The following is a 13,294-nucleotide window of genomic DNA, read 5'->3' as shown; positions in this document are numbered from 1 at the left end:
TTGCGTATTACATCTTTACGAAACAAGCATGTACCCCTTGTTTCTTACCGTCCTAATCAGTTGTTTGTCTTTTGCGTGGTTACGCAACTTACGGCGTAAACCAGAGATTCGCATGTCAATTGAGCGATCGTTGAACGCATAGTCAATACCACGAAAAAGCTGGCAACACTGATCTCGCGTGACCACTTCACCAAGGTTATTCACTAATAAATTTAAGATCTCGAACTCAGCAGAAGTGAGCTGTAAGTCCTGACCATAAAGAGTCGCACTTTGAATTGTTGTATTAACCACAATATCGCATGTCTTCTCTTCATTGCTCTCTAATGGAGAACTAGATGACGCACGGCGCAATAGCGCTTCGATGCGAGCCAATAAAGCATGGCCTCGAATCGGCTTTGTTACGTAGTCATCGGCACCAAACTTAAACAAGCTTACCTCGCTCATCTCGTCAGCCGATGCTGTCAATACGAGGATAATACCATTGTAAAACTCACGAGCCTGTCGACAAATTTGTGCACCACTAAGTCCTGGTAGCATCAAATCTAAAAGCACTAAATCTGGCTCGACATCTCGAATAGCTTGTACCGCCAAGTTACCTTGATCAACAACCTCTACCTCATAGCCTTCAGCTTCCAGATAAAGTGTAGTTAGACGCGCAATCTCTTGGTCATCTTCGATTATGAGCACTTTCGCTTTTGACATTCCTATCACCAGTATTTATAAATGCGCGGGCAGTATATAGACTGAGAATACATCATCAATACTGTAACCGAACTCATTATTTTACAGTATGCAAAACAATGTATTCATCTCTGTACACCTATATTTACGATTTCGCATGCGAAATGCACCCTGTTGCGCCTTTACCAATATCCTTTAAATGTTATTCATAAAACTGGCATCATAGTAACGTGCTCGACTTACATCTCCTTTATTTTCTTACCCTCTCTTACATAACGATCATTTACAACAAACCAAAAGTTCATTCATTCTTCCAAGGGCATTTATGCCCTATATATTACTAACATAAATGTAAATAGTAGTTAGAATAACTACTGAGTTGACTTGAAAATACATCGGAAACGATTACCTGTAGGCCTTGGCAGTGGAATCAACCTCACAACTCGATTAGCCCTATGTTTTTAATCTCATTGATTGAGTAGTATTGGCGCCAGTTACCTATTCACCAAAACCATAAATGGAATGATATTTCCTATGAACAAAAAATACTTTGCTGCGTTGCTTGTTACTGGCTCACTCTCTCTCGGTTCAGCGATGGCTGCACAAACAGATGAGACAGCTCAACTGGTTGAGAAACAAGTGTTATCTTGGATGAACGTAGAGGTTGTAAAACAGAGCAGCATTATTCAGAAGATGGTTTTTGACTGCCAGTTTTACAGTGCAACGCCGGTACTCAAATCACCGGATGGCAGCGAAAGCAGTTTTGGACGTTATCAATTTTACTCCCATGACGGTGTGTTGGGTTCAATGACTGAACCATACACCACACAGCCTCTCCCTGAGTTACAACTGTGTATCAAGAGCGGCTTCCAGGTGACTAACCAAGACCAGGCTCAACTTCTGTTTGAAGCGATCGAAACCGTCTATCCAAATGATTCCATGTTCGACCAAAACTACGCGAAAGAGATCATTAAAAAAGAGAGGGAATGGCACCTTATTGATGGAGAGATTTTTGATGACAAGAAGGGCTACGTTATCAAGGTCAATAACAAGGGCCACGTTACCAAAGTGATTCGTTCACTAAACCTATAAAGCAGTACTGAACCCGTGTAGTAATCCCATACGATTGCTACAGCCTCTTCACTTCATTCATTAAGCCTTGATATATGCAAAGTTATCTACCATTCGAGCATCTTAAATGCCCTATTTGGGTGTACGACATCGACAATAAATTGATCGTTTGGGCGAATAGCAGCGCACTGCCACTTTGGGAAGCCGATTCAATTCAAGAGCTCACTTCACGCGATCTTGGAAAAGAGATGTCTGAGGCTATTGAGGCAACACTCGAAGAGTACCAACGGCAATTCCATCTCAATCAGACCATCAAAACCTGGTGGAACTTTACTCCCAAGCACATCGCTAAACGGGCACTATGTCAATTTTCAGGAATTCCTCTGCCAAATGGACGCACTGGTATGCTGGTTCAGGTAGTGGCTGAAGAAAACAGCTTAAAGCATGACTTGGCTTGCTCAGACGGGTCGAACCTTTCTTTATTGTTCGATAAAACCGGCGAGATATTAAGTGTTAATACGGCTTTCTACCAAAGCTATGGCAAACCATTTACTCAGCTGATCGACTTTCTCGGAGACGAAGAGACTGTCGACCTATGGCTTTTCTCCGCCATGCGTGGGCAAGAGATCCTAGAAGAAGTGAGTTGTCAGATTGGCGATAAAACCCATTACTTTGATGTACAAGGTAAATGGTTATTCGACAAGAATCAGCTGCTCCTCAATCTGACCTGTGTCACACGTCAAAAAGAGCGTCTGTTATTAGCCAAATACAACGCTGAGCATGATTGCCTAACTGAACTCCATAACCGTCGAGGTATCACAAACCTATTGCAGACGAGCATTGAATACCGCTCCCCATTTGAACTGATGTTTGTCGACCTAGACGGCTTTAAACTAGTTAACGACACCTATGGACACAATGTTGGTGACCAACTCCTTAAACAAGTAGGGATAAGACTAAAAGAGTTGGTTGATGATACGTGTATGATTGGCCGCTTTGGTGGTGACGAGTTCATCGTCATTGCTCACACTTGTCGAAATCAAAATATCCCACTACTTTGTTCCCGCATCATCAATGCGCTTAACAAGAGCTTTCACATCGCGGGTATCGGTTCCCTATCGGTAGGATGTAGTATTGGTACGGCACACTTTCCCGACAACGCCATGGATCAAGAGTCATTACTTAAACAAGCTGGAATGGCGATGCACATGGCAAAGGCAAATGGCCGTAATCGCTTCCAAACCTTCACTCCGGATCTTGCCAAAGCACTGCATCGAAAGGTCAATATTCGACATCGACTTGCAGGAGCAATCGAGAACGACGATTTAAAACTGCATTACCAGCCGATCATTCACAGTGATAGCAATAAAATAAAAGGCTTTGAGGCGTTACTTCGTTGGAAAGACCATGAACTGGGAGAAATCGCTCCGCGAGAATTTATCAGCTTAGCCGAAGAGACGGGTCAAATCGTTCCGCTTGGGCGGTGGGTATTGAATGCCGCTCTTAAACAACTGGCGACGTGGCACAAAAAGTACGGCCCCGAGCTCACTTTGAGTATCAATATTTCTGGCAAGCAGATCCATTCAGCATTTGCCGACCAACTGTCAGCAATGCTCAAGTTCTATCAGCTACCAGCAAACAAAGTCGCACTTGAGATCACCGAGTCTTCGATGATCTTCAAACATGGAGAAGTCGAACAAGCGCTTTACGACATTGCGGCCCTTAGGGTCGAGTTACACTTGGATGACTTTGGCACTGGCTACTCCTCTCTTTCTATGTTGCATGATTTACCCATCAGTACCGTAAAGCTAGATAAGAGTTTTGTTCACGGCTCACATCAAGGAAGCAAAGCCATTGTAAAAGCGACACATGCCATTTGTGAAAAGCTAGAGCTCAAAGTGGTGGCGGAAGGTGTGGAAACAGAAAGCCAAAAACAGTTTCTTATGAATTGTGGCTACCAATACTTTCAGGGATTTCTATTTAGCAAACCAATTCACCCAGATGAGGTCGAAGAGTACTTTTTAAGTCCGACTTACCATTAATGATTTAATCAACAATATCAGATAGTTAACAAAACCGCTCGCTTACACGGGCTTACATTGTACAAGCTTACAAGCCAGTTGATTAACTTACTGTTTTTATTGATTTTTGTTGGCATGAAGAGAGGTATCATCATCTAGCGTTTCATCAGGTATCTATTTTGTCTATGCCGCTTAGTTTAACCTCGGACTTTAAAGGGGCTTTCGTACATTCAAGCCATTTCTACTACCACATCATACAGAGATACTATGCCTAAAAAATCCGGTTTCACTGTCCTCGAACTTATCGTCTGCTTGGTCATCATCTCTGTCATCGCAACGACAGCTATGGTGAAGTTTATGGAGATCCAAGCAGATGCTCGTGCTAACAAGATCCACGACATTGCAGCTAACCTACGCAATGGCATTGACGTTATCTATGCGAAATCTGTTCTTGCAGGAGTAGAAAAAGAGTGTAATTACACAATCAAAACAGAAGTAGAATCCTATTTTGTTTGTCATGGATACCCAATTGCTTATATGGATTCATTACGAAGGTTAATGAATATCGACTCTAGCGAGTTAAAAGTGATCAATAAAGATAATTTCCCAGGAAAGCCTGAAGAAGAGAGGCGTGCCGCCATTACTTTTCATATGTATGAACACACTTATGAACCCCAAGGTAATTATTGCCAAGTACTCTACCAACCAGAGGAAGAGCCTCAAGTCGTTGTTTTAGATAGCGCTTGTTAAACTTTGACTAGACAACAATTGATGATGGCACATAATAATATTAATTGATTTAATCCTATGATGTGCCATCAATCCTCTAGCATAATTAGTTCATTGTTGATTAACACTCAGTGCTAACATTAATCATAAATAAATATCAAACACTTGAACCAATATCCAAAACTGACTGTAAATTTATAACCAAGTCATAATGAATTCATAACCATAACGGTGATTATTAGTAGATACAAAATTATGTATCTTTATATTCTATTTTCGTTAAATATTTAGGTATTCTCCACTACTTCATTTTTAGACGTGTATTAATAAGCGTTTCATTTATAGATTATATTATTACTCGTGCAACCTAGCAGTCGCCAAACTCAACCATCACCTATATAACACACCAAACCAATAAACATTTATTATATTAGCAGCCGCTAAATAAGAAGCAACTAACTGGGACAAAATTACCCACATTTTGCCAAAATCAAATGGATAAATACCAAAACAAATGGATTTATCCCCTTTCTAACTTGTAAAACTTCTTGATTGATTTATAAATTCCACTTTTGAATGAACATCTCGAGAATCCCTCATTGCCGCCCAAATTCTGCGATTAATATCAAAGTATTGAGAAAAATGGTGACGTTTTGTCGACGTTATTTACAGAGAAGTATGGGCTAAATGAGTAGGAACAATTGATTATTAACACAATAATTATAACAACTATCATTTAGGAGTTAAGCTATGCACTGTTCTCTGAATATATATAGCGAAAGGGAAATATTACAGCTAATTTATAACGAAGAAAAAATATATATCAAAAAGAGCAACTGTAAGATATCTGAGGAAACGCTAAATAGTAAAGAGAGCTTTGTAATAAAGTACTTAATTGATAATTCTTCAATATCAAATCCAAAGTCAGCAAGAGAGGTTGAAGAATCATTCAAATCACATTTTAATGAAGAGTTTAGCCTCTATGCGCTAAAAAACACCATTGCATCAGTCAGAAAGAAATATCGTAACCTGTTAAAAAAGGCAGGTATCGATTCTCAAAGCGAACTCATTTCTAACCTTTATAAAGTGGGATATTTTATTGACCTTGATAAAGCTCCCATTAATCAAGAACAATCAAGGCTAGATATCAACCAATTCAAACCTAGTTATATCGCCGTGCTAAAAATGTTGGCCCGCACTTACTATAAAGAGTGGTTTAAAGGCACTGTTATCGTTCTCTCTACGTCATCGTTAATCTTGTTCGTTGTCTACTTTTTCCAAATCCTTTACACAACCAAGATTGCCGATCAGTTTAGTGAAAACACTAAGATTGTGACCGAAGAGCTCAAGAATTATGGGTGCAACAACGATGATGCAGTCTATGCGTTGAGACACTCACTCAATCTCGATTCAGCGGTGATGACAACCCCTGATGGCTCCTGCTACATATCAACGACTCGCTCTAAATCAGTGAACCCCGATAACATCGGCGAGTTTTATGACAGCTTAGATTTTACCTATTCCGGGTTTACCTATCCCAAGGAAAACATATTCCTCACGGTACGCATTCCAAAGCGATCGATTGAAGCACGATACCGAAACTCATTAATGCCACTGTTCGTCGATTCAGTATCCATTCAAAAGCATGGCAATATTATCCTTCATAACAATGAGAACCATCCACCTCTTTACGACCACTCGCTCGCAACGGGCGCAACCATTAGCTTCTATAGCCATAACATCACTTGGATTTGGTTAACGCTGACGCTCTTGTTTACGGTGTTACTTTACCATCGATACATTGTAGGCGTGGTTGTATACATGTTGCGTTGGAGAAGGATCTCATTCGAAGAAGAGCCGATCATAAACACTGAGGATAATAGCGTCCTTTATTACGAGCTCCTCTCTCGAGTACGTGATGTTGGCGTTTTGGATTTCATCAACGCAATGCGCCGCTCAAATCTACTGACCTTTCACACGATTCTAATGATTGAGGCAGTTAGAGTCGCTAAGAACAACAATAGTCATGACAAATATGGCGTGAACATTTGCCCAAGCACGTTAGTAGGCGTTAACTTCGACAAAATTGAACCCCACTTAGCTGCCATGGAAGCCAACGAATTTGTCGCAGAAATCACCGAGTATTCGAACATTGGATATGGTGGAGAGGTGATAGATAACATCAAAGCCATCAAGAAGCTCGGTATTACTATTGCGCTAGATGATTTTGGCACAGGCAACAACAATATCGAGATCATTAGTGCAATCTCACCAACCTATCTCAAGCTGGATCGCTGTTTTGTAAAAGACATTGAATCTGGGGAATACCATCAAGGTGTATTACTTAACATCTCAGAGATTGGACGCCTCTCCAAAATGACGATGATTTACGAAGGTGTCGAAACGCGTAGGCAACAATATATCCTGTGTCAGCTCGGCTATAACCTGCATCAAGGTTACCTATACAGCCGGCCTCAACGTGCTGCCGATTAGCCCTGAGAATGGCTACACATAAGCTTCAGCGTGCTCACTATCATAGTGAGTGCGCTCAGCTATGTTAGGAAAATAGGTCGCAATTAAGCCTGCTACAGAGAGTGGCTTATCGAAATAAAACCCCTGTAACAGATCGCATTCATATTGTTGAAGTTTCGCCATTTGTTCATCAGTCTCAACCCCCTCAGCAACGACTTTCATCTGGCATGAATTGCCAATATCGATAATCGCTCTAACCAAGGTTGCGCTGTGTTGACTAGTATTCAATTTACGGATGAAGGAACGGTCTATTTTAATCTCACTGACCGGTAACGAGTTAAGGTAATTCAGAGATGAGAAGCCCGTACCAAAATCATCCAGAGAAATACCAAACCCAATGTCTCTAAGCTCTCTCAGTACAGGCTCCACGACATGCAGATCTTTAATCAAGATGTTCTCCGTGATCTCCAGCGTCACGCGACTGGCACAAAGCCCGGTTTCACTCACTAAATGCTTAACTCGATCTGCGAATCCACTATCGAGAATCTGTTTCGGAGAAACGTTAACAGAAACACCGATCGCATCTCTTCCATTTGGCATAAACGTGAGTGTGTCCTCACACGCCTTTTTTAGAACATATTCCCCCAACTCTTGAATCAGACCAAGACGTTCAGCAGCGGGAATAAAATCCATTGGTGATACAAACCCAAGTTCTGCGTTGTTCCAACGACACAGCGCTTCGATGCCTTTCACTTTTTGAGTTTGGGAATCAACTTGAGGTTGATACACGACGCTGATCTCTCGGTTATCTAACGCGAACTTAAGCTGCTCCTCTACTTGGAAGTCATAGATGACCTGTTTGTTGATGGCCTCGTCATAAAATACCGATTCACCTTTTCGACTCTCTTTGGCCTTGTAGAGCACGATATCTGCTTTGGTTAGCAATTCATCCACTTCAAGTCCGTCATAGGGGTACATGGCGACACCCGCTGAACACTGGGTCGTCACCGAAACGCCATGCAGATTAAACGCTTTATCAAACACGCTCTGTATCTGTTTTACTTTTGCTTGAGCCTGTGTCAACTTGTCGAGCTCTGGAAGGCAGAAAACAAACTCATCCCCACCAAAACGAGATACGATATCGTGTTCATCAAGACACAACTCAAAGCGCTCGCTGATCTGCTTGAGGAGTTCATCCCCATAGCCGTGCCCGTATTGATCGTTGATACGCTTGAAGTCATCGAGATCAACGAACACCACCGCAACCAACTTACCCTGGAGTTTAGACTTAGCGATTGCCCGATTCACTTGTCGCTCCAACTCAGTGCGGTTTGGTAATGCGGTCAAAGAATCATGCCTCGCCATATGCTGCAGTCGACGCCGGCTGTTTTTCAATCGATTGAAGTCTTCCGCGATGCGCTGTTCCATCTGCTTGAAGCGCAGTGAAATTTTGCGGCTCACCAAGGCACTCAAGAAGATACATGCCAACGTTGCCAGTACACTGAACACCAATACCAAACCGAACTCGTTTCGCGATTCAATCAGTAGCTCTTCTTTTCGCTTCTCAATCGACGTTTGAACTTTATCAAGATAAATACCGGTACCTATGATCCAATCCCAGCCGTCAATTCGCTTAACAAAGCTGGTTTTAGGCCCAAGTACACCATCACTGTCTTTGGTGATGTAATCAACAAAGCCACCGGATGCAGGCTGACTCAAAACTTGGTTTTTAAAGCTCTCACCAATCTCTTGGTATAGATTCTGTCCACTACCGACTTGTATCTGATTGTGACGCAGCAATGTGTCTCCGTTCTCCTCGAATACGAACAGATAGCCATTGTCACCGATGGTCACATTGGAAAGAATATCTAAAATGCGCTGGTAACTGGTTGCTTTAACTTGATCTAAATAAACCCCTGTCCCAAAGAACCAGCCATAAGGCTCAAATCGGCGAATATGACTCAGTTTTTCGAACTCTTCATCACCATATCCAGGTCGATTAAATTTATAGCGCATATATGCACTGGAGTTCTCTCTCATCAAGGCCACTTGCTCAGCGACCACATACTGCCCTTCACCGTTACTGACATTGAGCCTGTTAGTACTTTCAAATTCAGGCATAAGAGGGTGAACAAGAGCCGTCCCTTGCATGTCATAGACGTAGATGTAGCTCTGCTTGTTCGCAAAGCTCATGCGTCGTATCTCATTGAGAATCATCACCTTGAGCTCAGGATTAGAGAGATGCTGATTCGATGAGTAGATATTCTGAGCGACCGTATAAGCACGATCGATGCGCCTTTTTAACGCTTTCATCGATTCAGCTTCGGCCACGTGTTGCGTCTTCTCTATCTGTTGTGACACTTGCTTGACTTGAGCTTCAATCAGTCGTTTCTGCGCAGCTATGTAATCCATACGCACTAAATCTACCAATGCTCGAACCTTATGATCGACACCAGTCATCATGATCAAGTTAAGTATGATCGCAGAAGAAATAATGACTACGATCGGCAAATACTTGGTAAACCAAACCAGCTTTTTGTCATTGATGTGCAGCATTCAGAGACTTACAAAGTTATTAGTACGAGATACCATATAGTCTCATTATTTTTACTGAACATCCACCCCTAAAAATAAAAAATAGATATGATTTATAAAAAACAGTTGATTATTTTGATAACAAGTTTAGTGTTATACATATGTATATCACCATACAGAAAGCGATATGACAGATTGGAAAGACGACCAACCTATCTTCCGACAACTGGCTAGCAAAATCACAGAGCAGATCATGCAGGGAGTATGGAGAGATCAACAAGCACTACCGTCAGTAAGAACGATAGCGGCCGATCTCAAAATCAACCACCTTACTGTGATGAAGAGCTATCAGTTATTGGTGGACGACGGATTAGTCGAAAAGAGACGCGGACAAGGAATGTTTGTCGCACTGGGAGCGGAGGCAAAATTAAAGCAGAACGCTTACAGCGACTTTGTCGCCCACACAGTGCCCGAGATTGCAAACACACTAAAGAATATAGACATGAGCATCGATGAGCTTGTCTCTTTGTTAGAACAACACACAAAGGAAAAGTCATGAAGACATTACTTTCCGCTAAGAACGTCACCAAACGCTATGCCAATAACACTGGGATAGAAGAAATCAGTTTTGAGCTCAAAGCCGGACAAGTCTTAGGACTGTTGGGCCACAACGGTGCTGGTAAATCGACCTTAATCAAATCGCTGCTCGGTGGGCACCGCTACCAAGGTGAGATTGAGATCAATGGTTGGCACCCTATCGAACAGCACGCCGAGCTGATGCAGCACCTCTCTTACATCTCTGATGTTAACGTGCTCCCAGAATGGATGAGCGTTAAACAGTTACTCAAGTACACTGCCGGCGTTCACCCAAGTTTCGATCGTTCACGCGCCGAGCGACTACTGAGTAGCACCGACATCAAACTCACATCTAAGATCAAACAGCTTTCTAAAGGAATGAAGGTACAACTTCACCTTTCTATCATTATCGCCACCGACACTAAGGTGCTGATCCTCGATGAGCCGACACTAGGACTTGATCTTATCTATCGAGATACCTTCTACCGCCATCTACTAGAGTGGTTCCATGATGGTGAGCGAGCCCTAATTATTGCCAGTCACGAAGTCTCTGAGATTGAACACCTGCTGACCGATGTATTGATCATTAAGCAGGGCAAACCTGTTCTGTACAAAAGTATGGAACAAGTTGAGAGCGACTACTTCATTCTTGATGCGTCAAATGAATACAGCTCAACCATTGCGCAATTCAAGCCTCTCAGCTCGCAAGCTAGCCTCGGTAGTACCAAGTGGCTTCTAGAGAGCCAATACAAACCTCAAACTGAAGAGTTTGGCAAAAGATTCAATGTCGGTTTATCAGACCTTTTCCTTGCAACACAGAAGGAGGCTATTTAGATGCACCCTAGCGTTTACATGATCGAAAAAGAGCTCATCGAACATAAGGTGATCATTCGTCTCCCTTTGTTCATTGCTCTTTGTGGCTTAGTGCTTGGCGTAGGCTTAATGTTCAATAACCAAGCTCAACATAATTTCTTCTTTCAAATGGAGGTCAGCGGCGATATTAGCGAAATCCATCAAGAGATCGCGCGCGACCTTAACTCTCTGATCTTCGCTATTGCAGGAACCGTGTCTCTACTCTTAACAACACTGTTCCTACCTAAAACACTGCGAAAAGAGCGCCAAGAAGGCAGTTCGATGTTTTGGCGTAGCATGCCTGTATCAAACCACCTGACTCATGCAGTAAAACTCGCTGTAGGTTTGGTCATTATTCCACTGATTTGTGCCCTATTGGTCTTGTTTACTGATGTAATGCTGTGGTTTATTCAAACATTCAGTGATAAACAGTTAGCGCTCTTGGTTGAACAGCAATCTATCTTCTATGTACTGACTAACTGGCTAGCTTTCCTAGCAAGAATGCTATTGGTGTCGATTGTTCTACTGCCTTTAGCCATGGTCGCATTAGCGATTTCACAAATCGTAAACTCGCCATTACTGGTTATGTTTATTGGTAGCTATGCAATCAAGTGGTTGTCACTGAGCCTATTTGCTGGCGATTGGGTCAGCAAGTTCTTAGCGCTCGTTGCCTCCCTACCGATCAATGTGTTGTTTGAGCCGAACCCGTTCCGCGCTATTGTGGAAGCACCAGCACTATCCTTGGTAGTTTATGTTGCAATCGGGATTATCGCGTACCTAACCAGCGTTAGACTGAACAGGACGGAAGATGTGACGTGGAGAAACCTCTTTCAACGCTAAATCGTCTTTAACCGATAACGTAGAGCCTCTGAAATTCAGGGGCTTTTTATTGCTTACGATTAAACTGATGGGTTCGGTAAATTAGACCTTTAGGATGGGTAATTAAGATGATCGTTAAGGGAGATAGTTGAGCTGGTAGTGTTGAATCTTTATGGAGATTTACCAGCTCTGGGTTGGTTATGTGCTTAGGTCATGAGTCGCCTATCTGCGCACAAGGGGGAAATGCCAATATGGCTAATTTAAGCTGTCATTAACAAGCTTATTTTTTTGAAGCTTCTTTCGCTGTGTCTTTCCAGTATTGAATACGAACGCGATGAAGCTGTGCTCTTCTCATTTTTTTCATAAGGGTTATATCCTTTCCGTTTGACTGCTCTTCATGAGCCTTTTTATTTGCCAACTATTCGAATCTAACTGTGTTTCATGGCCAGATCAACGATACACATCACAAAATATAAAGAGTGGCGAGTACCTGTTGCATCAAAACATGACACTGTTATCAACTATAGCTCAGTTCATTCCTTTGAGCTAAGTTTCATATCTAACACTAAATTCGCTGAGTGACAAATATATTTCAAACTCAATACGATTTAATGAAACCAGAATTGACCTTGATCTCCTTTTTACTTCGAATTCGCAAGGCAAGTCGCATAACTCAGCTATATCATTGCTATGTAAGGGATTTATCTGCTTAATCACCTATCAACATCAACTTTAGTAAGTCTCCTACGTTTTCGAATACCCTAGGATATGCCGATGAAAAAGCCTCTATTGTTAGCCTTAACCGCTGGTTTTATTCTATTTGTCGCTATAGGACAGCAAATAGGTTGGTTCAAATCCGGAAGTTCAGAGTCCTTCCCGAAGTTCCCAGAGACACCAAGTTACGGCGTCACTAATGACTTCGACGGAGAATGGGCTGGCAGACGAATAAACACCACCAACAACAACCTTTGCGAGCGCACTACCATCACTGGCCGTATCGAGAATGGCAAAGCCACATTGCGCCTCACCTACAATGGCACTTCACTTAAAGGCTGGGTTGCCGAAGATACGCACATACTCACTTTGTATGCTAATAACAAGCAATGGAACTATCGCTTTTCAGGAAAAGTCTCTGCTGATAAGGTGACAGGTAATTGGTATCTCACTAACGGCCCGTGTCGAGGCCATTGGTATTTAGAACGCGTAACAGGGAAAAGTTAAGTGAATTATGTCTAAGATCGTTTTAACAGGGCACATTGAGGTTCCAACGGATGACCTTGAAGCCGTGCTCACTGCGCTACCAATTCATAAAGCTCTGACTCACCAAGAACCAGGCTGCTTGGTCTTCAAGGTCACTCAAGATCCACATATCCCAAATAGGTTCAGTGTTTACGAAGAGTTTGTTGATCAACAAGCTTTTGACACACACCAACAACGCGTTAAAAGCTCTGATTGGGGAAAAATCACTCGCGGGGTTGAACGCCACTATCAAATCATTGGTAGCAGCTCATCGTGAGTGAGGTTGAGGTAAGTACTTT

The 13,294-nt window shown here is 42.3% G+C and carries 11 protein-coding genes; 9 read left to right on the top strand and 2 right to left on the bottom strand.

From position 1 onward, the window contains the following. Positions 1 to 15: 15 nt before the first annotated feature. Entirely contained in the window at positions 16 to 702 is a 687-nt protein-coding gene (locus AC6R05_RS17940) for a response regulator transcription factor (protein WP_032550209.1), read from the bottom strand. 513 nt (positions 703 to 1,215) lie between these two features. On the opposite strand from AC6R05_RS17940, the gene AC6R05_RS17935 reads away from it, so the two are divergent. The 4 genes from AC6R05_RS17935 (at position 1,216) to AC6R05_RS17920 (ending at position 6,995) form a co-directional block, all read left to right on the top strand. After that, a complete protein-coding gene (locus AC6R05_RS17935; RefSeq protein ID WP_500648200.1) occupies positions 1,216 to 1,773 on the top strand; it encodes a hypothetical protein in 558 nt (185 codons plus the stop codon). A 74-nt stretch (positions 1,774 to 1,847) separates the two neighbouring features. After that, positions 1,848 to 3,794 (top strand): putative bifunctional diguanylate cyclase/phosphodiesterase, encoded by a 1,947-nt coding sequence (locus AC6R05_RS17930; protein ID WP_500648199.1) that lies wholly within the window; start codon positions 1,848 to 1,850, stop codon positions 3,792 to 3,794. A 246-nt stretch (positions 3,795 to 4,040) separates the two neighbouring features. Beyond that, complete coding sequence (locus AC6R05_RS17925) at positions 4,041 to 4,523, top strand: type II secretion system protein (protein ID WP_032550206.1); 483 nt, start codon at positions 4,041 to 4,043, stop codon at positions 4,521 to 4,523. A gap of 729 nt (positions 4,524 to 5,252) precedes the next feature. Continuing rightward, positions 5,253 to 6,995 (top strand): EAL domain-containing protein, encoded by a 1,743-nt coding sequence (locus tag AC6R05_RS17920; RefSeq protein WP_500648198.1) that lies wholly within the window; start codon positions 5,253 to 5,255, stop codon positions 6,993 to 6,995. 12 nt (positions 6,996 to 7,007) lie between these two features. On the opposite strand, the gene AC6R05_RS17915 is transcribed toward AC6R05_RS17920, so the two are convergent. Next, on the bottom strand, positions 7,008 to 9,530 hold the full coding sequence (locus tag AC6R05_RS17915) for a bifunctional diguanylate cyclase/phosphodiesterase (protein WP_500648197.1): 2,523 nt from the start codon (positions 9,528 to 9,530) through the stop codon (positions 7,008 to 7,010). 166 nt (positions 9,531 to 9,696) lie between these two features. Between AC6R05_RS17915 and AC6R05_RS17910 the strand changes: the two genes are divergently transcribed. From AC6R05_RS17910 to AC6R05_RS17890, 5 genes are all read left to right on the top strand, one after another. Then, positions 9,697 to 10,068: a GntR family transcriptional regulator gene (locus tag AC6R05_RS17910; protein ID WP_500648196.1), complete on the top strand. Its 372-nt coding sequence runs from the start codon at positions 9,697 to 9,699 to the stop codon at positions 10,066 to 10,068. Next, positions 10,065 to 10,919, top strand: a complete 855-nt coding sequence (locus tag AC6R05_RS17905; RefSeq protein WP_500648195.1) for an ABC transporter ATP-binding protein — start codon at positions 10,065 to 10,067, stop codon at positions 10,917 to 10,919. Before AC6R05_RS17910 ends, AC6R05_RS17905 begins: the two co-directional genes overlap by 4 nt. Beyond that, complete coding sequence (locus tag AC6R05_RS17900; RefSeq protein WP_500648194.1) at positions 10,920 to 11,777, top strand: hypothetical protein; 858 nt, start codon at positions 10,920 to 10,922, stop codon at positions 11,775 to 11,777. 753 nt (positions 11,778 to 12,530) lie between these two features. Then, positions 12,531 to 12,977: a hypothetical protein gene (locus AC6R05_RS17895; protein WP_500648193.1), complete on the top strand. Its 447-nt coding sequence runs from the start codon at positions 12,531 to 12,533 to the stop codon at positions 12,975 to 12,977. Between the two features lie 7 nt (positions 12,978 to 12,984). After that, positions 12,985 to 13,272, top strand: coding sequence for a putative quinol monooxygenase (locus AC6R05_RS17890; RefSeq protein ID WP_500648192.1), 288 nt, complete (start codon positions 12,985 to 12,987; stop codon positions 13,270 to 13,272). The last annotated feature ends 22 nt before the right edge of the window (positions 13,273 to 13,294 follow it).

The organism is Vibrio sp. R11-SG3-ISO9 (genome assembly GCF_059834255.1).
Note: the sequence above shows the minus strand (reverse complement) of the source record. Positions and strands in the feature narration are given on the sequence as shown.

Excerpts from the sequence above, each read along its gene's own strand:
- AC6R05_RS17940 (WP_032550209.1), bottom strand. The coding sequence starts at position 702 with ATGTCAAAAGCGAAAGTGCTCATAATCGAAGATGACCAAGAGATTGCG.
- AC6R05_RS17935 (WP_500648200.1), top strand. The coding sequence starts at position 1,216 with ATGAACAAAAAATACTTTGCTGCGTTGCTTGTTACTGGCTCACTCTCT.
- AC6R05_RS17925 (WP_032550206.1), top strand. The coding sequence starts at position 4,041 with ATGCCTAAAAAATCCGGTTTCACTGTCCTCGAACTTATCGTCTGCTTG.
- AC6R05_RS17915 (WP_500648197.1), bottom strand. The coding sequence starts at position 9,530 with ATGCTGCACATCAATGACAAAAAGCTGGTTTGGTTTACCAAGTATTTG.
- AC6R05_RS17930 (WP_500648199.1), top strand. The coding sequence starts at position 1,848 with ATGCAAAGTTATCTACCATTCGAGCATCTTAAATGCCCTATTTGGGTG.
- AC6R05_RS17895 (WP_500648193.1), top strand. The coding sequence starts at position 12,531 with ATGAAAAAGCCTCTATTGTTAGCCTTAACCGCTGGTTTTATTCTATTT.
- AC6R05_RS17890 (WP_500648192.1), top strand. The coding sequence starts at position 12,985 with ATGTCTAAGATCGTTTTAACAGGGCACATTGAGGTTCCAACGGATGAC.
- AC6R05_RS17900 (WP_500648194.1), top strand. The coding sequence starts at position 10,920 with ATGCACCCTAGCGTTTACATGATCGAAAAAGAGCTCATCGAACATAAG.
- AC6R05_RS17905 (WP_500648195.1), top strand. The coding sequence starts at position 10,065 with ATGAAGACATTACTTTCCGCTAAGAACGTCACCAAACGCTATGCCAAT.
- AC6R05_RS17920 (WP_500648198.1), top strand. The coding sequence starts at position 5,253 with ATGCACTGTTCTCTGAATATATATAGCGAAAGGGAAATATTACAGCTA.
- AC6R05_RS17910 (WP_500648196.1), top strand. The coding sequence starts at position 9,697 with ATGACAGATTGGAAAGACGACCAACCTATCTTCCGACAACTGGCTAGC.